The sequence below is a fragment of the Ruegeria sp. AF1 genome (assembly GCF_056542125.1).
In genome coordinates this window covers 229,187-248,081 of record NZ_JBQFZG010000003.1, presented here as the reverse complement: position 1 = coordinate 248,081, position 18,895 = coordinate 229,187, and the positions used below count along the sequence as shown (strand labels likewise).

The window sequence follows — 18,895 nt, the reverse complement described above, 5'->3', positions numbered from 1 at the left end:
AGGAAAAATCATGTCCGGGAATGAACTGCCGTCACACGCACGCGTGGTCATCGTCGGAGGCGGCGTCATGGGCGTTGGTCTGGTCTACCATCTGGCCCATGAAGGCTGGGGCGAAGAGACTGTTCTGCTGGAAAAGGCCGAGCTGACCAGCGGCAGTACATGGCATGCGGCAGGGCAGATTACGCATTCAACCTCAAGCTTTGGTCTGGGCAAATGCGTCGATTACAACATCAGTTTGTATTCCGGCCTGCTTGAGGCCGAGACAGGTCAGCCTGTCACATGGCATGGCTGCGGCTCGTTCCGTCTCGCATATACCGAGGATGAGATGGATTGGCTGCGCCATACCCTGTCGGTGGGCCGGTCGCTGGGTTTCAATATCGAACTTGTCGGTCCCGAGAAGGTGGCTGAACTGCATCCGTTTTATAACCTCGAAGGTGTTCTGGGCGCGCTGCATACACCGGATGACGGGCATGTGGACCCGACCAATGTGACCATGGCGATGGCAGCCGGGGCACGCCAGAAGGGCGTGCGCATCTTCCGCAGCTGCCGGGCGACGAACATCACGCAGGGCGCAAACGGCGAATGGATTGTTGAGACCGAACAGGGCACCATCATCTGTGAGCATGTGGTGAACGCGGGCGGCACCTACGCGCGCCAGATGGGCGAATGGTCCGGGCTGCAACTGCCCATGACGTCAATGACGCACCATTATTTCGTGACTGAGCCAGTGCCCGAATTCCAGAACTTGGACAAGGAACTGCCGGTGATCCGCGATGACCGCAAAGTCTCGGGCTATATCCGGATGGAGCAGCAGCGCGGCCTGATCGGAATATACGAGAAAGAGAATCCGAACTCGGTCTGGCATGATCATTGCCCTTGGGAGTACGAGAACTGGTTGTTCGACGCGGATTATGACCGGGTAATGCCATGGCTTGAGGAAAGTCTGAACCGGATGCCGATTTTTTCCGAACTGGGCATTCAACGTGATGTGCATGGGGCGATATCACATCCGCCGGACGGCAACCCCTTGATCGGTCCTGCGCCGGGTGTGCGAAATTACTGGTGCTGTTGCGGGACGCAGATCGGCATCGGCTGGGGGCCGGGTCTGACCCGTGAACTGGCCCGCTGGATGGTGCATGGGGCTGCCGATATCTCGATGCGGGATTTCGATCCGCGCCGCTTTGGCAGCTATGCCAGCAAAGACTGGCAGGTGATCAAGGCCGAGGAAGATTATTGCTTACGTCACGAAATCCCGTTTCCACACTTCAATCGACTTGCAGGGCGTCCGATCAAGCCGTCGCCACTGTATGAGTTGTTGAAATCAAAAGGCGCGGTACATGAAGAGGTCTATGGCTTCGAACGCCCCCGCTGGTTCGCCCGCGATGGCGTGGAACAACGCGATCACTATTCCTTCCGCCGCACTCCTGCCGACGATATGGTCGCGACCGAGGTCAAAGCCGTGCGGGAACGTGTCGGGATCATGGATGTCACTGCCTTCACCAAAGTCGAAGTATCGGGGCCCGATGCTTATACTCTGCTGGATCGGTTGACTGCTAACAGGATGCCGCAAAAGGTTGGCTCGATCACACTGACCCATATGCTGAACCGCCGTGGCCGGATCGAGTTGGAGACTACGATTGTCCGCATGGCCGAAGACCGCTTCTATCTGGTCTGTGCTGCGTTCTTCGAACAGCGTTTGCTTGATCATTTGGCGCATCAGCGCAAGGGTGAAGATTTGCAGATCACCGCGCTGTCTTCTGATTGGTCTGCCTTGTCGCTGAACGGCCCCAGATCACGCGAAGTTCTGGCGCGCTGTACGGATACCGATCTGAGCAATGCCGGGTTCCGCTGGCTGTCGGCGCAAGAGGTCACGATTGCCGGTCATAAACTCTGGGCGTTTCGCATGTCTTATGCGGGTGAACTGGGTTGGGAGCTGCATATGCCCAACGCCGCCTGCCTTGATGTCTACAATGCGCTATGGGCTGCGGGCGAGGCGTATGGCATCGCAGACTATGGCAGTTTCGCCATGAACGTGATGCGGATGGAGAAGGGCTTCAAAGGGGCAGGTGAGCTGACCAACGAGGTCACGCTGGCCGAAGCTGACGCGCTGCGCTTTGCCCGTACGGGCAAGGACTACCTGGGCAGGGACAAGACGCTGAACGCCGATTTGCCATGGATATGTGCCTATCTGCAAATCGAGCCGGATGGCGAAATTGACGGCCATGGAGGCGAGGCGGTGATGCTGGACGGGCGTGTCATAGGCTCGACGGCTTCGGTCGCGTTCGGTCACACGGTCGGTAAGATATTGGCCTTTGCATACATCAAACCCGAAGCAGCAAAAGCGGGAAACGAATTGGAGGTCGTGATTCACGGCAAGCCGCGTCCGGCCCGAGTACTGGATAAGCCCGCCTACGATCCAGACAGCCTGCTGCCCCGCATAGACGCAGTAGTGGAGACCGCCTGATGAACCTGCCCACCACAATGAAAGCCATGGTCACGATGGGCCATGGAGGTTTAGAGCAGATAGTTTGGCACGATAACTGGCCGCGTCCTGAACCTGCGGAGGGTGAAGTGCTGATCAAGGTTGCGGCATGTGGGCTGAACAATACGGACGTCAACACGCGATCAGGTTGGTACTCCAAGACGGTCACAGCCGCGACGACCGGTGGTGCGTTTGAAGAGGTTGGCGAAGATGATCCCACCTGGGGCGGTAATCCGATCACCTTCCCGCGAATTCAAGGGGCCGATATCTGCGGGCATATCGTTGCCGTCGGCGAAGGTGTTGACCGGGGGCGTATTGGAGAGCGTGTTATCACGGATGGCTGGCTGCGCGACCCGGTGGAACCCGACAATATGGACAAGACTGGCTATTTCGGCTCGGAACGGGATGGCGGATTTGCCGAATACGCGACAACTCTGGCGGTGAACGCTGTGGCAATCACCTCGGACCTGACGGATGCTGAACTGGCAACTTTTTCCTGCTCTTACTCCACCGCCGAAGGCATGTTGACCCGTGCCAATGTGACCGGCGAGGATACGGTTTTGGTTCCAGGTGCTTCCGGCGGTGTGGGCGGCGCGCTTGTGCAACTGGCCAAACGGCGCGGTGCGCGGGTGATCGCGATGGCATCCGAATCCAAACACGCGGACGTGGCCAGACTTGGCCCCGACGTCATTCTGCCACGCGCACCTGCGAACCTGCGCAAGGTGCTGGGCTCGGAAAAGATCAGTGTGGTTGCCGATGTCGTGGGCGGGCCATACTGGCCGAACTTGATCGACATATTGGAACGGGGTGGCCGTTACACCTGTTCGGGCGCAATTGCAGGCCCGATCGTCGAACTTGATCTGCGCACATTCTACCTGCGCGACCTGACCTTCACCGGTTCGACCGTCATTGATCCTCAGGTCATGAAGAACCTCGTAACATACATCGAGGCTGGTGAGATCAAGCCAGCGCTTGCCGCGACATACCCGTTGGAGGATCTCCGAGATGCGCAAGCCGCGTTCATTGCGAAAGAGCACACCGGCAACATCGTGGTGATGCCATGACGCTTGACGATGTTCTTAAAGCTGCCCGGCAAATGCACCATGCGCATCCGGATCTGGCTGCGTTCGCGCCTTGGCCGGGTGATCTGACCCCGACGGGGTTGGATCCCGCACCCATTCTTGCAACGAGACTGGTGGCAGCCTTCGATCTTCTTGAAGACGCGCCAACCCGTGACCTGATCACGGCGGTCAAAGCGACGGCGCATCTGGCACATTGGAAACACACCTACACTGAAGACGAAGTTGGTGCGGATTTCCTGAACCGATACGGCTATTATGAGCTGTTCGGTCCAACCGGACATTTTCACTCGACCCTGCTGCGCGGCTACATCGCGTATTGGGGGGCTGGCCTGAATTACGATTGGCACAGCCATCAGGCCGAAGAACTCTACCTCGTTCTTGGCGGAGGTGCGTTGTTCAAGGTCGATGGGGACGAAACTTATATTGGTGCCAATCAAACGCGCTTGCACGCAAGTTGGCAAAGTCATGCCATGGTCACCACAGATCAGCCGATCCTGACCTATGTCCTGTGGCGCGGTGAAGGCATGGGTGACTTGCCCCGGATGGATATCGCATGAAGATCAAAGCTATCACTGTATATCACATCGATCTCCCGCTTGAGCATCCATATTGGTTGTCTGGTGGGCGGCTGAAATTCGAAACCCTTGACGCGACACTCGTGAAAATCGAAACCGATGCGGGGTTTGTTGGCTGGGGTGAAGGGACCCCATGGGGCCATACCTATGTGCCCGCGCATGGACCGGGTATCCGCGCCGGAATTGAAACGATGGCGCCGTTCATTCTGGGCCTGGATCCGCGACGGGTTTTGGAGGTGGAACGGGCGATGGATCTTACCTTGCCCGGGCACCTTTATGCCAAAAGCCCAATTGATATGGCCTGCTGGGATATCGCGGGTCAGGCGGCGGGTGTGCCGATTGCCGATCTGATGGGGGGTGGATCGCGGACACCGCGCCCGATTGCGTCCTCGGTCGGGGCGAAATCCGTCGATGAAACGCGCGCGGTCATAGAGCGGTACCGCCAGCGGGGCTACATCGCCCATTCCGTGAAGATCGGTGGTGACGTTGAAAGGGACATCGCGCGTGTTCGCGATGTCGAGAGTATTCGGCGACCCGGCGAGATCGTTCTTTATGATGTCAATCGTGGCTGGACGCGTCAGCAAGCGTTGCGTGTGATGAGCACCTGCGCGGACCTTAATGTCATGTTCGAACAACCTTGTGAGACGCTGGATGACATTGCTGCAATCTCGGGGCTTCATTCGTCGCCCGTTTCAGTGGACGAAAGCCTTGTGACTTTACAGGATGCGGCCCGTATCGCCCGCGATGGTCTGGCTCCGATTTTCGGGATCAAGTTGAACCGCGTCGGCGGGCTGACCAAGGCTGCGCGCATGCGGGATATCGCGTTGGCCCATGGGATAGACATGTTCGTAATGGCCACTGGCGGTACGGTTCTGGCCGATACCGAAGCATTGCATCTGGCCGCGACCATCCCAGATAACAACTGCCTTGCCGTATGGGCCTGTCAGGACATGATCACGGTCGATATTGCCGGGGGACGTGGGCCTCGGAATGTTGATGGCCACTTGCACCTGCCAGAAGAGCCTGGACTTGGCGTTCATCCGGATGAAAGCACATTGGGTGATCCAGTGGGAGTATACGATTGAAAATCAACAAGATAACGCTCTGGTCTGTCGATCTGACAAGTCACGAAACGTACCACATGGCTGACGGCAAGACTTGTGCCACTGTGAAATCCCATATTCTGAGCCTTGAAACGGATACCGGTCACAGGGGATGGGGTGAGGTCTGCCCGATCCCGCATTACCTGCCGGCCTATGCGGATGGGGTGCCGGGAGCCATTGCTGAGATGGGGCCTGAAATCCTCGGGATCACTCCTTTTGGTATAGACGCCCCAATGCGCAAGCTGGACGGGCTATTGCAAGGGCATCAATACGCGAAATCAATCGTCGATATCGCGCTTTGGGACCTGTTCGGTCAGGCGGCAGGGTTGCCGGTTTATGCGGTGTTGGGTGGGCGAACGCAGGCAAATATGCCACTCTATCATTCAATTACTTGCATTGCACCGGACGAGATGGCGCGCATTGCCAAATCCGCTTTTCAAACCGGCATCCGCCAGTTTCAGGTCAAGCTGGGCGTCGAGGGAGATTGGCAGGCGGATGCCGAACGGTTGATCAAAGTGCGCGAAGCCGTGGGAACCGGGCCGTTGGTATATGGTGACTGGAATTGTGGGGCATCGCGCTTGCAGGCGACCCGAACCGGGCGTGCGGTGGCACATCTGGACGTGATGTTGGAACAGCCCGGCAAAACGCTGGAAGACTGTGCCGCTGTCCGTCAGGCTACCGGTCTTCCGATGAAAATCGACGAGAGTGCCTTTGATCTTGCCTCGCTTATGCGTGCGCATGAACTGGGGTGCATGGATGCAGTGGCGCTGAAACTTTCGAAATTCGGCGGATTGTCGGCAATGCGTCGTGCTCGGGATCTGACCGTGCATCTGGGCGCCGAGATATGCGCGGAATGCACATGGGGGTCTGATATTATTACTGCGGCTTCACTTCACTTTGCGGCGTCGACGCCGAAAGGTTCTCTGATGAACACGTGCGACTTGTCTTCTTACGTGGCCCCACATCTGTGTCCTGATGCACCAATTCGTGAAAACGGCCGGATTGCTCCGCCCGAAGGTCCGGGTTTAGGTGTTGTGCCGGACCTCGATATTCTCGGCACCCCAATTATGGAGATCGACTGAGATGCTGAAAATCCGAACACAATCCGAGTGGATTGCACGCGCGAATGACGTTCTGCCCGCCGGGGGGTTTGGCAACTTTGATCCCGAAATCATCATCGCCCGTGGTGAAGGCAGCCGAGTCTGGGACGAGGACGGCAACGAATATGTCGATTATCTGATCGGGTCGGGTCCGATGCTGCTGGGCCATGGCCACCCCGAGGTGATGGAAGCCGTATTGGAACAGCTGCCCAAGGGGATGACGTTTTTTGCAAACAACAGCAAGGGCATCGAACTGGCCGAAGCGATCATCGACGCCGTTCCCTGCTGCGAGCAGGTGCGCTTTGTCGCGTCGGGCGGCGAAGCCGACATGTATGCGATTCGCCTGGCGCGGGCTTATACCGGGCGCAGCAAGATCCTGAAGTTTGAAGGCGGTTATCACGGTATGAGCGCCGAGGCGCAGATGAGCCTTGCCCCAAGCCGCAGAGTCAATTTCCCGCAGGCAGTTCCCGACAGCGCCGGTATCCCCGACAGCGTGGCCGAGCAAATGCTGATCGCGCCCTTTAACGATCTGGAAGCCGTCGCTGCTTTGCTGGATGAAAATGACGACGTTGCCGCGATTATGGTCGAGCCTTTACAACGGATTATCCCGCCAATACCAGGATATTTGCAGGGCCTTCGAGCCCTGTGTGATCAACATGGTGTGCTGTTGATCTTTGATGAGATTGTCACCGGATTCCGGCTGGCTTATGGCGGGGCGCAGGAACGATACGGGGTCACACCGGATATCTGCACTTTGGGTAAGATCACGGGCGGTGGCTTCCCTCTGGCTGCGCTCGGTGCCAGCGTCGAGATCATGAAGCATTTCGATAAATCGAAGGTCGGGGAAGAAGGTTGGCTGATGCAGTTGGGGACCCTATCGGGGAATCCGGTCGCCTCGGCAGCTGGTCTGAAGACGATGGAGATTCTGCGGCGTGACGGCGCGTATGAGCGTTTGCGCGCAATTGGAAAACACTTGCAGCAGATTCAGTCGGACGCCTTGAATGAAGCGGGCATCGCGCATCGGATTTGCGGTGACGAGACTTTGTTTGACATCTATTTCACCAACGCTGAATGCCGTGATTATCGCAGTGCAAACCATGATGATCAACAGCGTAACGCCACTTACAATGCGGTGCTGCGCGCCCATGGAATCTTCAAGTCTCCGGGCAAGCTTTATCCGTCGCTGGCGATCACCGATGCGGATCTGGAACAGACCCGCCACGCTGTCCGTCACGCTGTTGATGCCATTTCCTGAAGGTTGGATGTATACAACGTAAACGGGTCGCCGTTGAATTCAACAGCGACCCGCTACCTTTGGAAGTCGGGGGTCAGCCTCGCCCCCTCGAATACTGATTAAATCACCGGCAATCTGAAAACTTTTCGATACTTTCGAGACTGACCCGACTTCCTCATCGGTATGTCACATTAATGCCTGAGATTCCTGGCAGCCACAGTGATCAAGTTCACACTGCCTCAATTTAATTTGATTTTTTCCAATCGAAAAAACCCGGACCCGCCTGTTCCAGCAGTTCCGCCGCCATCGCGCGGGCCATTTCCGGCCCGTCTTTGACAGCACCGGTCACATCTCTGTTCACGGTTTCCGATCCATCGGGGCGCAGGACTTCGCCGCGCAGCCTTAAGTTGTCTCCGTCCAGTTCTGCCAGACCGGCGATCGGAGTTTCGCAAGACCCGTCCAGCGCGGCCAGCAAGGTGCGTTCGGCGGCCAGCCGCCATCCTGTTTCCGCGTGATGAATCGCTTCAAGCATTTCAGCTGCGCGCATGTCGTTGCTGCGCCGTTCGATGCCAATGGTACCCTGTGCAATCGCGGGCAGCATGTCATCCGGAGAAATGGCGTTGGCTGGAACCTCGTCCATGTCCAGACGGCGAATGCCAGCCATGGCCAGAAAAGTGCAATCCGCGACCCCGGCTTCCAGTTTTTTCAGCCGCGTCTGCACGTTCCCGCGAAACTCGACCACTTTCAGATCCGGCCGCCGATTCAGCAGTTGTGCCCGGCGCCGCAAAGACGAGGTGCCCACAACGGCCCCTTCGGGCAGATCGTGGATTGAGTTAAGGCGCGGTGAGATGAAAGCGTCACGCACATCTTCGCGCGGGAGGAATGTGTCCAGAACCAGCCCTTCGGGCTGTTCAACAGGCATGTCTTTCGTTGAATGCACGGCGATATCGATTTCAGCGCGCAACATCGCCTCTTCGATTTCCTTGGTGAACAGGCCCTTGTTGCCGATTTCCTTCAGGGGACGATCCGCATCGATCATTGCGCGATTGTCGCCGGTTGTTTTGATCACGACGATTTCAAAGGCCGCTTCGGGCAGATCGAAAGCATCGCTCAGGCGTTGGCGGGTTTCATAGGCCTGAGCCAGAGCCAGCGGTGAACCACGGGTGCCAATTCTGAGGGGCGATGCGGGAGTGGGCAGGGTCAAAGTCATGTGCACAGCTTTAGTCGCGTCACATTGCCCTGACAATGGGGGCTGAGCTTGACAAATTGCCGCCGAAGGACGACCCGTTGCCAAAACCGGAAGATTGGGGGCGAATATGGCCGAGACAAAGAAGCTGCTGCGGGCGCTGGCGGGTGAAGTACAGGATGTGCCGCCAATCTGGATGATGCGCCAGGCGGGTCGGTATCTGCCGGAATACCGGGCCACCCGTGCCCAGGCCGGGGATTTTCTGTCTTTATGCTATAACCCGGAACTGGCCGCCGAAGTCACATTGCAGCCAATCCGGCGCTATGGGTTTGACGCTGCGATCCTGTTTGCCGATATCCTGCTGGTGCCGCAGGCGTTGGGTGCGGATCTGTGGTTTGTGACCGGCGAAGGCCCACGTTTGTCGACGATCACGCGGCAAGCCGAGTTTGACGCGCTGAAGCCGGTGGACGCGATTCATGAGACATTGTCGCCCGTTTATGAAACGGTTCGGTTCCTGTCGCGAGAATTGCCGTCTGAGACCGCGCTGATCGGGTTTGCCGGCGCGCCCTGGACGGTCGCGACCTACATGATCGCCGGGCGTGGAACACCCGATCAGGGACCAGCTCACGCTCTGCGAGAGAGCGATACTGCTTTATTCGAGGCGCTTCTGGATCGCATCACGGAGGCAACAATTGAGTATCTGTCAGCTCAGATCGACGCTGGGGCCGAGGTGGTCAAGATTTTCGACAGCTGGGCGGGTTCCCTGAAAGGTGACGCGTTTCGCAAATACGCGGTGGAACCGTGTCGTGTGATTACACAGGCCATCAAGGAGCGTCACCCCGGCATCCCGGTGATCGGTTTCCCGCGCGAGGCGGGGGAGGGGTATGTCGGGTTTGCCAAGACGACGGGTGTGGATTGCGTCGCGCTGGACAATTCGGTGTCGCCCGATTGGGCCGCCAGACATGTACAGATTGATGGTTGTGTACAGGGAAACCTGGCCTCGTCGCATATGGTGACCGGTGGGCAGGCTCTGGTGGATGAGACGCGGCGGATTGTCGAGGCGTTCTCTAAGGGACCGCACATCTTCAACCTGGGACATGGGATCACGCCGGATGCCGATCCTGAGAATGTTCAGCTGATGATCGATACGGTACGCGCGCAGTAAGCAGGTTAAAGGGGGCCAGCCCCCTTCTTGGCCTGAGGCCAATCCACCCCCCGGGATATTTTGGGCCAGATGAAGTACGGATCAGCGCAGGCCGTCGAGCTCTGCGAGGATCTCATTAGTATGCTCGCCGCGCTTGGGGCTGGGTTTCGGGGTCCAGTCATGGCCTGAAAACCGTGGGGCGGCGGCGGCCTGGAACGTGCCGTCAAAATCCTGCCAGCTGTTGCGATGGCGGTTCATCGGGTGTGAGCGGGCTTCGTCCGGGCTGAGGACAGGAGCAACGCAGGCATCTGTTCCGCGAAACAGGGCCTCCCAATGGTCGCGCGGTTGACTGGCGAAGATGTCGGTTAGACGGCGTGAAAGCGAAGGCCACAGAACACGGTCGTATTGCCGCTGAAACTCGGTATCGTTTGTGAGGCCCAGTAAGTTCAGAAACTGCTTATAGAATTTTGGTTCGAGGCATTGCACGGAAATAAAGCCGCCGCAGGCGCAGGCGTAGGTGCTGCTCCAGTGGGGACCGTCCAACAGGCTTTGACCCTGGGTTTCAGACAGGTTGCCGGTTTGGCGCATTGTCATAAGCAGGTTCATCATATGGGCTGAGCCGTCATAGATTGCCGCATCAACGACAGTACCTGCGCCAGTTCGCTGTGCATTGATCAGCCCGGCCAGAATGCCCGCCACAAGATACATGGCCCCACCGCCGATATCACCTACCAACGTTGGCGGGGTCTGCGGTGCATGGCCGGGATGCGAAGCATACCAGAGCGCACCGGACAGGGCGATGTAATTCAGGTCATGCCCCGCCGTGTCGGCCAGCGGGCTATCCTGCCCCCAGCCCGTCATGCGCCCGTAGACCAGTTTTGGATTGCGGGTCAGGCAGACATCCGGGCCGAGCCCCAGTTTTTCCATCACACCGGGACGGAATCCTTCGATCAGCGTATCGGCTGTGTCGATTAGGCGAAGCGCGATATCCAGATCATTGGCGTCCTTCAGATCAAGTGCGATGGATCTTTTGCCGCGGTCCAGCAGGGAACGTTCCGGCATACCCGGTGTTGCGGCGCCCCCTTTGCGGTGGATTGTTATCACGTCAGCGCCCAGATCTGCCAGTAACATGGCACCAAACGGGCCGGGGCCCAGACCTTCGAGTTCGACAACACGTATTCCGTTCAGCATCAGGGCCCTCCGTTCCCGGCAGAGTTTGCTGGCTGGTGTCGGGATTGCAAGCCGGATGATTGCCGACGAGGACGGTCTTCCTTTTGGCAGTTGTTCATCACATGGTACGGAATGGGCCTGTTATCCCTGTGTTCGGGGCGATAGGGTCTGGGCCAGAACGGGGAGCGGATATGACGACCATTTTATCCATCAGAGATCTGCGCAAATCTTACGCCGATGGATTCGAGGCGCTGAAAGGTGTGTCTCTGGACATTGAAGAAGGCGAAATTCTTGCGCTTCTGGGGCCGAATGGGGCGGGGAAAACCACTCTGATCTCGACGATCTGCGGAATAACCACGCCAACATCCGGTGCGGTTTCAGTCGGCGGGCACGACATTCAGTCGGATTATCGCGCAGCGCGCAGGATGATCGGGCTTGTCCCGCAAGAGATCGCGCTGGAACCGTTTGAAAAGGTCTGGAACACGGTTCGGTTGTCACGCGGGTTGTTTGGGCTGGGCAAAGACAACGCCCGGATAGAGGACATTCTGCGCAAGCTTTCGCTATGGGACAAGCGCAAGAACGCCATCAAGGAGCTGTCGGGCGGCATGAAACGCCGCGTGCTGATCGCCAAGGCTCTGGCGCATGAACCACGTGTTTTGTTTCTGGATGAACCGACGGCAGGTGTGGATGTCGAGCTGCGCAAGGATATGTGGGAAATCGTGGCCGAGCTGAAACGGGTTGGTGTCACCATCATTCTGACCACCCACTATATCGAAGAGGCCGAAGCCATCGCGGATCGCGTCGGCGTCATTGACAAGGGTGAATTGCTTTTGGTGCAGGACAAAGACACGCTTATGGCGCAGATGGGCAAAAAGCAGATTGTCGTCATGCTGACCGAGCCAATCGCCAAGATTCCCGATGATTTGGCCAACCACAATCTGACCCTCAATGGCGCCGGGGATAGCCTGATCTATACCTACGATACCCATGCGGATCGCACGGGGATAACGACCCTGTTGAATGACGTGTCGCAGGCCGGGCTGGTATTGCGCGATGTGCAGACACGGCAATCGAGCCTGGAAGAGATATTTGTCAATTTGGTATCCGGAGAGGCGGCATGAACTGGACCGCAATTGCTGCAATCTACCGGTTCGAAATGGCCCGCTTCTTTCGCACCCTGGCGCAAAGCTTCCTGTCGCCGGTTCTTTCCACTTCGCTGTATTTCGTGGTGTTTGGCACCGCCATCGGCAGTCGAATTCAGGAGGTCGAGGGCGTATCCTACGGCGCGTTCATCGTGCCGGGCTTGATCATGCTGTCTGTAGTGATGCTGTCGATCTCGAACGCGTCTTTCGGAATCTATTTTCCCAAGTTTCTGGGCACTATCTACGAGCTGTTGTCGGCGCCCGTGAATTTTATCGAAATCGTGATTGGGTATGTCGGTGCGGCGGCCACCAAAGCGCTGTTTGTGGGACTGGTCATTCTGGCCACGTCGACCTTCTTCGTCGACATACGGATCGAACACCCCTTTGCCATGGCGGCGTTCTTGATCCTGTCATGTCTCAGCTTCTCGTTGCTGGGGTTCATCATTGGCATATGGGCCAGTAATTTTGAACAGATGTCACTGGTGCCGCAGCTTGTGGTCACGCCACTTATCTTCCTTGGCGGTACGTTTTATTCAATCTCGATGCTGCCGCCTCTGTGGCAGACGATCACGTTGTTCAATCCGGTCGTCTATCTGATTTCGGGGTTTCGCTGGTCGTTTTTCGGGCTTGCGGATGTGCCCATTGCCCTGAGTTTGCTGGCCATCATAGCCTTTACTGGGGTGTGTCTGGCGGTCATTGGCTGGATCTTCAAAACCGGCTGGCGCATTCGCAGCTAACCCGCGCCGGGGCGTTGCATTTTTGCCCGTCGAGTGTGCGAATCTGGTTCACGTCGCGTTCAAGGTTCGAAGAGTCCCTTGTTTACGGGTTGGTGGCACTCTACATCGGCACCCATGAAGCTCAGCCTGCCGTTCGTCAAAAATCACCCCTGTGTGGCCATCGTCCGCCTGTCCGGCGCCATTGGAATGGCCGGGCGCGGATCTTTGAACGACGCCACGCTGGCGCCGGTTCTCGAGAAAGCCTTTCGCAAGGGAAAACCTGCGGCCGTGGCGCTTGAGATCAATTCACCGGGCGGATCCCCTGTCCAAAGTTCAATGATCGGTGCGCGCATTCGGCGTTTGTCCGAAGAACTGGACGTGCCGGTCATCGCTTTTGTCGAAGACGTCGCTGCATCCGGTGGGTATTGGCTGGCCGCCGCAGCGGATGAGATCTGGGCCGATGACAGTTCCGTACTGGGATCGATCGGTGTGATCTCGGCTGGATTTGGTGCGCATGTCTTTCTGGCGCGGCAAGGGTTTGAGCGGCGGGTCCATACCGCCGGGAAATCGAAGTCCATGCTCGATCCGTTTTCACCGGAAAAGAAAGAGGATGTGGCCCGCCTGCAAGGGTTGTTAGGTGATATCCACGAGAATTTCATTGCGCATGTCAAAGATCGGCGCGGGGACAAGCTGAATCAGGAAGCTGATCTGTTCACGGGCGAGGTTTGGCTGGCGCGACGCGCGCAGGAATTGGGGTTGATCGACGGCATCGCACATCTGAAGCCAAAGATGCAGGACCGTTTCGGCGACAAGGTCAAATTTCGCCGCTATGGCGTGAAAAAACCGATCTGGACCCGGTTTGGGGCCAGCTTGGCGCAGGACGCCATCGCAGGGTTAGAGGAGCGGGCAGCCTACGCGCGTTTCGGTTTGTGACGTGATCGTAAAGGCTGTCACTCTTTTTCTGATCGCAATGGGCGTATTGGCAATGTTCGGCAAGTTGCGGTTTCCCGGGCAGAAAAGGCTAAGCTCGGCAAAATGTCCGCGATGCGGTCGGTACCGCATCGGAAAGGGCCCCTGTGCCTGTGAAAAAGGAGGCCGGGCTTGATCACAACGTGGCTGCTGTCTGGTCTTGGCCTGTTGATCCTGTTGCTGGCAGGCGATGCCTTGGTGCGGGGCGCAGTGAACCTGAGCCTGCGTTTGGGTGTCCCAGCCCTGATCGTCAGCCTTACGATTGTGGCCTTCGGCACGTCAGCGCCCGAGTTGCTGATTGCTATCAGCGCCGTCAAGGAACACGCACCGGGTATCGCGCTGGGCAATGTTGTCGGATCAAACACGGCCAATATCCTGTTGGTTCTTGGTCTTCCAGCGATGCTGGCAACGATCCATACCAGCGAATGCGACAGCCGTAGGAACTATGCCTTCATGCTGATGGCGACGGCCCTGTTCATAGGGTTGGCGTTTTGTGGAACATTCACCGTCGTCAGCGGCCTGATCCTGCTGGCGGCTTTGGGCCTGGTTCTGACGAATGCCTTTCGTGAAGCAAAGGCGCACCGCAAGGCCTGTGGCAAAGCCTGTGCGGATGATGACGATCTAGACGGCCTGGAAGAAGCCGATCCTGACATGCCTTACTGGAAGGTATCGGTTTACCTGATCCTCGGGCTTGTGGGTCTTCCGATGGGGGCGCACCTGCTGGTGGAAAATGCGACGGTCATCGCCCGGAACTATGGTGTCAGTGAAACGGTTATCGGTCTGACCTTGATTGCGGTCGGAACGTCATTGCCCGAATTGGCAACGACTGTCATGGCCGCTTTGCGCCGGCAGGCTGATGTGGCCCTAGGCAACGTGATTGGCTCAAACATGTTCAATCTTCTGGCCATTATCGGGATCGCAACCTGGTTCGGGCGTATCCCGGTCGATCCCGGTTTCCTGCATTTTGACCTTTGGGTCATGTTGGGCGCATCACTGCTTCTGGTTCCCTTTGTTGTCTTCAAGCAGGATATCTCTCGCGTTTGGGGTCTGGTGCTGACCCTCCTTTATGCGCTTTATGTCACTGTATTGCTGGTGTGATCTGACGAAACGAGGTGAAGCATGACCCGAGCTTTAGTGACCGGTGCCGGTATTCGTCTGGGTCGGGCCATGGCGCTTTATCTGGCGGGTCGTGGATATGATGTCGCCGTTCATTTTGCGTCCTCAGAACGCCCCGCGCACGAGACCGTGGCGGAGGTACAGGCATTGGATCGACGGTCGGTGGCATTGCAGGCCGATCTGCTGGACGAGGCACAGGTGCAGGACCTGCTGCCCAAAGCAGCCGAGGCTCTGGGTGGGCCGATCACCTGTCTGGTAAACAACGCATCGATCTTTGAATATGACAGCGTTCACACAGCGACCCGCCAAAGCTGGGACCGCCATCTCGACAGCAATCTGCGCGCACCGTTCGTTTTGACCCAAGCCATGGCCGGGCAGGGGCTGGTCCCGGATACAGACGAAAACGGTGAACCCCTTGCGACCGGTCTGATCATCAACATGGTGGACATGCGCGTACGCAAGCTGACACCCGAGTTCATGTCTTACACCATCGCCAAAATGGGGTTATGGACGCTGACCCGTACCTCGGCACAGGCGCTGTCCCCGGCAATCCGAGTCAATGCCATTGGGCCCGGACCGACGGTACAGGGGCATCGTCAAAGCGCCGAGCATTTCCAGGCGCAAAGATCGAATACGGTTCTGGAACGCGGGTCAAATCCATCGGATATCACCGCCGCCATGGGGTATTTTCTGGATGCGCACGCGGTAACGGGACAACTTATTTGCGTGGATGGCGGTCAGCACCTTGGGTGGAAAACGCCGGATGTTCTGGGAGTTGAATAAGCAATATCGCTGCAAGTTTTGCACCGCGCACGTTTGTGTTACCCGCGTGTTACAAAAATGTCTTTTTTTTCATACACTTGCTAAATGTGTGAAAAAATATTGTTAAAAATCAATATCTTGAAAATGTGCCTATTTTTTGTGCATGTTAATGAAGTGGTAATGAAACAAGGGAAATTCTATGGCTGTGAAAACTTATCTTCACACTTATCCACAGGAATCGTGGATTTGTTTTCTCTTGATCTGAGGCCCGCAAGATTGCAGCCAGTAAAAGAGAATCATATCGGAATCCCATGACTACCCACAGTGAATCGTCCCTGACCGGTTATGCCTGCATTCAGCGCTACGCAAAGACGCTGGACAGCTCACCCGGGGTGTACCGGATGCTGGATGCCGACAGTCGGGTTTTATACGTGGGTAAGGCGCGAAACCTGAAGGCGCGGGTGTCGAACTATACAAGGCCGGGTCATTCGGGCCGGATCGAGAAGATGATCGCTTCGACCGCTTCGATGATGTTTCTGACCACAAGAACTGAAACCGAGGCGCTGCTGCTGGAGCAGAACCTGATCAAGCAGCTTAAACCGAAATACAATGTGCTGCTGCGGGACGACAAAAGCTTTCCGAATATCCTGGTCGCCAAGGATCATGAGTTTCCGCAGATCAAGAAACACCGTGGGGCCAAGAAGGAGAAGGGCGCCTATTTCGGACCATTTGCCAGCGCGGGTGCTGTAAACCGCACATTGAACCAGCTGCAAAAGGCATTCCTGCTGCGCAACTGTTCGGATTCCATGTTCGACAGCCGCACGCGGCCCTGTCTGCTTTATCAGATCAAACGGTGCTCGGGGCCCTGTGTCGGTTTGATTTCGGAACAGGATTACAGTGAAAGCGTGAAGGATGCAGAACGTTTCCTGTCGGGGCGCTCGACCAAGGTTCAGGAGGAACTGGCCGAACAGATGATGGCTGCGTCCGAGGCCATGGAGTTCGAACGCGCCGCCGGTCTGCGCGACCGTATCCGGGCGCTGACGCAGGTACAGACCGCACAAGGCATCAACCCTCGTGGTGTGACCGAAGCAGATGTGATCGGCCTTTATATGGACAGCGGGCAAGCCTGTGTTCAGGTGTTCTTCATCCGTGCCAACCAGAACTGGGGCAACAAGGATTTTTACCCGCGTGTAGGACCAGATGTATCTCCGGCCGAGGTGATGGAAGCTTTCCTTGGCCAGTTCTACGACAACAAGGAACCACCACGGCAGTTGATTTTGTCGGACGGGATCGAAAACGCCGATCTGATGCAGGAAGCTTTGACGGAAAAAGCCGGTCGTAAGATCGAGCTTCTCGTGCCGCAGCGCGGGGAAAAACAGGAACTGGTTGCAGGTGCATTGCGCAATGCGCGAGAGTCTCTGGCCCGGCGCATGTCGGAAAGCGCGACACAGGCCAAGTTGTTGCGCGGTGTGGCCGAAGCATTTGATCTGGACGGCCCGCCCGGTCGGATCGAGGTCTACGACAACTCTCACATTCAGGGTACCAACGCTGTTGGCGGCATGATCGTGGCAGGGCCCGACGGGTTCATGAAGAACGCCTATCGCAAGTTCAACATTCGTGGCGATGACCTGACCCCGGGTGACGATTTCGGCATGATGAAAGAGGTTCTGAACCGTCGCTTCACCCGCCTGCAAAAAGAAGACCCGGATCGGGATAAGGGGCTTTGGCCCGACCTGCTGCTGATCGATGGCGGTGCCGGGCAGGTCAGCGCTGTGCACGAGATCATGCAGGCTCACGGGGTCGAAGACATTCCGATGGTCGGTGTTGCCAAAGGGGTCGACCGTGACCACGGCAAGGAAGAGTTTCACCGGATCGGTCAGCGCCCCTTTGCGCTGAAACGCAACGATCCCGTCTTGTACTTTATTCAACGGCTAAGGGACGAGGCGCACCGTTTTGCCATTGGCACCCACCGTGCGAAACGCGCCAAGGCCGTTGGTGCCACGCCGCTGGATGAAATCCCAGGTGTCGGGGCAGCACGCAAGCGCGCCTTGCTGACTCACTTCGGCAGCGCCAAAGCGGTAAGCCGGGCCAATCTGGCGGACCTGAAAGCGGTCGAGGGGATCTCGGCCGGGTTGGCTCAGAAAGTCTATGATTTCTTCCACGACAAGGGTTAGACCTGTCGCCCCCGCCACAGGATATAGAGGCCCGAGGCTACAATAAGCGCGCTGCCGACCCACATGGTACGGTTCAGGCTTTCGCCGAACAGGGCGATACCCAACCCAATACCGAACAGCAGTCGGGTATAGCGGAACGGGGTTACGGCAGACACTTCTCCCGTGCGCATCGCGTTCATGAGCGAGGCATAGGCCATGACGCCCATCAGAACCGCGCCCGTCAGATGCAGGCTGGTGTGCAGGCCAACCGGTGTCATGGGCAGGCCTTCCCACACTTGATAGGCAACGCCCGCGAAGATAATGCTGAGGAAACCATAAAACCCTAGAACTTCGGTTCCAAGCGTGGCAGGGGCCGCGCGGCTGGCCAGATCGCGCCCTGCGAACCCTAACATACCCAGCACGGCCAGTATCGACAGCAGCGAAAAACTGTTTCCAGTGGGTTGCAGAATAATGACGACGCCGATCATACCGACAAAAATTGCGCTCCATCGCCGCCAACCAACCGTTTCACCAAAGAACAACGCCGCGCCTGCGACCACAACTAACGGCGTCGCTTGCAGGATCACCGTGGCCGAGGACAAGGGCGTCAATGCGATGGCGAGCACATAGAACAGCCGACCAAAGACTTCGAACAGCACCCGAACTTTCATCGGGCGGGAAAGAACGTCTGGGTGCATCAGGCGTTTTCCACGAGCTGACGCCAGCGCGGCAAAGATAACGGACCCGCCCGTCCCGAACAGCACCATTACCTGCCAGATCGGAAGCGCGGTCGAAGCTGCTTTCAGCAACGCATCCTCCAGCGCAAAGCCCGCCATTGCGGCCACCATCCACAGGCTGCCGACCATGTTCGACCGGGCGTCGGTTTGAATATGCGCTGTCATCCTGTACGTTCCGCTTTGCAGTTGACGGGCAATCTGACCGCAAAGACGTGAAACGCCAA

Annotated in this window: 16 protein-coding genes; 13 read left to right on the top strand and 3 right to left on the bottom strand. The window is 57.5% G+C overall.

Annotated elements, in window-relative coordinates; genetic code table 11:
- The first annotated feature begins 10 nt into the window (after window positions 1-10).
- Genes ACR0BK_RS08085 through ACR0BK_RS08060 form a run of 6 tightly spaced genes read left to right on the top strand, consistent with a single transcriptional unit; the run spans window position 11 to window position 7,597 of the window.
- Window positions 11-2,464 carry an FAD-dependent oxidoreductase gene (locus ACR0BK_RS08085; protein WP_480554273.1) on the top strand — a complete coding sequence of 818 codons (2,454 nt, stop codon included), beginning with the start codon at window positions 11-13 and terminating at the stop codon, window positions 2,462-2,464.
- The gene (locus ACR0BK_RS08080; RefSeq protein WP_480554272.1) at window positions 2,464-3,546 is read left to right on the top strand and encodes an alcohol dehydrogenase family protein; all 1,083 of its coding nucleotides are present in this window, start codon (window positions 2,464-2,466) and stop codon (window positions 3,544-3,546) included. The genes ACR0BK_RS08085 and ACR0BK_RS08080 overlap by 1 nt, the downstream gene beginning before the upstream one ends.
- On the top strand, window positions 3,543-4,121 hold the full coding sequence (locus ACR0BK_RS08075) for a dimethylsulfonioproprionate lyase family protein (protein ID WP_480554271.1): 579 nt from the start codon (window positions 3,543-3,545) through the stop codon (window positions 4,119-4,121). Before ACR0BK_RS08080 ends, ACR0BK_RS08075 begins: the two co-directional genes overlap by 4 nt.
- Window positions 4,118-5,224: a mandelate racemase/muconate lactonizing enzyme family protein gene (locus tag ACR0BK_RS08070; RefSeq protein ID WP_480554270.1), complete on the top strand. Its 1,107-nt coding sequence runs from the start codon at window positions 4,118-4,120 to the stop codon at window positions 5,222-5,224. The genes ACR0BK_RS08075 and ACR0BK_RS08070 overlap by 4 nt, the downstream gene beginning before the upstream one ends.
- A complete protein-coding gene (locus tag ACR0BK_RS08065) occupies window positions 5,221-6,324 on the top strand; it encodes a mandelate racemase/muconate lactonizing enzyme family protein (RefSeq protein ID WP_480554269.1) in 1,104 nt (367 codons plus the stop codon). The genes ACR0BK_RS08070 and ACR0BK_RS08065 overlap by 4 nt, the downstream gene beginning before the upstream one ends.
- Before the next feature lies 1 nt (window position 6,325).
- On the top strand, window positions 6,326-7,597 hold the full coding sequence (locus ACR0BK_RS08060) for an aspartate aminotransferase family protein (RefSeq protein ID WP_480474913.1): 1,272 nt from the start codon (window positions 6,326-6,328) through the stop codon (window positions 7,595-7,597).
- Between the two features lie 223 nt (window positions 7,598-7,820).
- On the opposite strand, the gene hemC is transcribed toward ACR0BK_RS08060, so the two are convergent.
- Entirely contained in the window at window positions 7,821-8,786 is a 966-nt protein-coding gene (gene hemC, locus ACR0BK_RS08055; RefSeq protein WP_480554268.1) for a hydroxymethylbilane synthase, read from the bottom strand.
- A gap of 106 nt (window positions 8,787-8,892) precedes the next feature.
- Between hemC and hemE the strand changes: the two genes are divergently transcribed.
- Window positions 8,893-9,927: a uroporphyrinogen decarboxylase gene (gene hemE / locus ACR0BK_RS08050; protein ID WP_480554267.1), complete on the top strand. Its 1,035-nt coding sequence runs from the start codon at window positions 8,893-8,895 to the stop codon at window positions 9,925-9,927.
- Window positions 9,928-10,008: 81 nt separating this feature from the next.
- Here the strand turns inward: hemE and ACR0BK_RS08045 are convergent, their stop codons facing one another.
- Window positions 10,009-11,097: a CaiB/BaiF CoA transferase family protein gene (locus ACR0BK_RS08045; RefSeq protein ID WP_480554266.1), complete on the bottom strand. Its 1,089-nt coding sequence runs from the start codon at window positions 11,095-11,097 to the stop codon at window positions 10,009-10,011.
- Between the two features lie 170 nt (window positions 11,098-11,267).
- Here ACR0BK_RS08045 and ACR0BK_RS08040 point away from each other — a divergent pair, with 170 nt between their 5' ends.
- The 6 genes from ACR0BK_RS08040 to uvrC all read left to right on the top strand — a co-directional run bounded on the left by ACR0BK_RS08040 (window position 11,268) and on the right by uvrC (window position 17,955).
- Window positions 11,268-12,197: an ABC transporter ATP-binding protein gene (locus tag ACR0BK_RS08040; RefSeq protein WP_480554265.1), complete on the top strand. Its 930-nt coding sequence runs from the start codon at window positions 11,268-11,270 to the stop codon at window positions 12,195-12,197.
- Window positions 12,194-12,955, top strand: a complete 762-nt coding sequence (locus ACR0BK_RS08035; RefSeq protein WP_209598717.1) for an ABC transporter permease — start codon at window positions 12,194-12,196, stop codon at window positions 12,953-12,955. The genes ACR0BK_RS08040 and ACR0BK_RS08035 overlap by 4 nt, the downstream gene beginning before the upstream one ends.
- Before the next feature lie 114 nt (window positions 12,956-13,069).
- A complete protein-coding gene (locus tag ACR0BK_RS08030) occupies window positions 13,070-13,867 on the top strand; it encodes a S49 family peptidase (RefSeq protein ID WP_480554264.1) in 798 nt (265 codons plus the stop codon).
- Between the two features lie 171 nt (window positions 13,868-14,038).
- Window positions 14,039-15,001: a calcium/sodium antiporter gene (locus tag ACR0BK_RS08025; RefSeq protein ID WP_480554294.1), complete on the top strand. Its 963-nt coding sequence runs from the start codon at window positions 14,039-14,041 to the stop codon at window positions 14,999-15,001.
- A gap of 21 nt (window positions 15,002-15,022) precedes the next feature.
- Window positions 15,023-15,802, top strand: coding sequence for an SDR family oxidoreductase (locus ACR0BK_RS08020; RefSeq protein ID WP_480554263.1), 780 nt, complete (start codon window positions 15,023-15,025; stop codon window positions 15,800-15,802).
- A 290-nt stretch (window positions 15,803-16,092) separates the two neighbouring features.
- Window positions 16,093-17,955, top strand: coding sequence for an excinuclease ABC subunit UvrC (uvrC, locus tag ACR0BK_RS08015; RefSeq protein WP_480554262.1), 1,863 nt, complete (start codon window positions 16,093-16,095; stop codon window positions 17,953-17,955).
- Here uvrC and ACR0BK_RS08010 read toward each other — a convergent pair.
- Window positions 17,952-18,836, bottom strand: coding sequence for a DMT family transporter (locus ACR0BK_RS08010; protein WP_480554261.1), 885 nt, complete (start codon window positions 18,834-18,836; stop codon window positions 17,952-17,954). The two genes, uvrC and ACR0BK_RS08010, sit on opposite strands and share 4 nt — an antisense overlap.
- Window positions 18,837-18,895 lie beyond the last annotated feature (59 nt).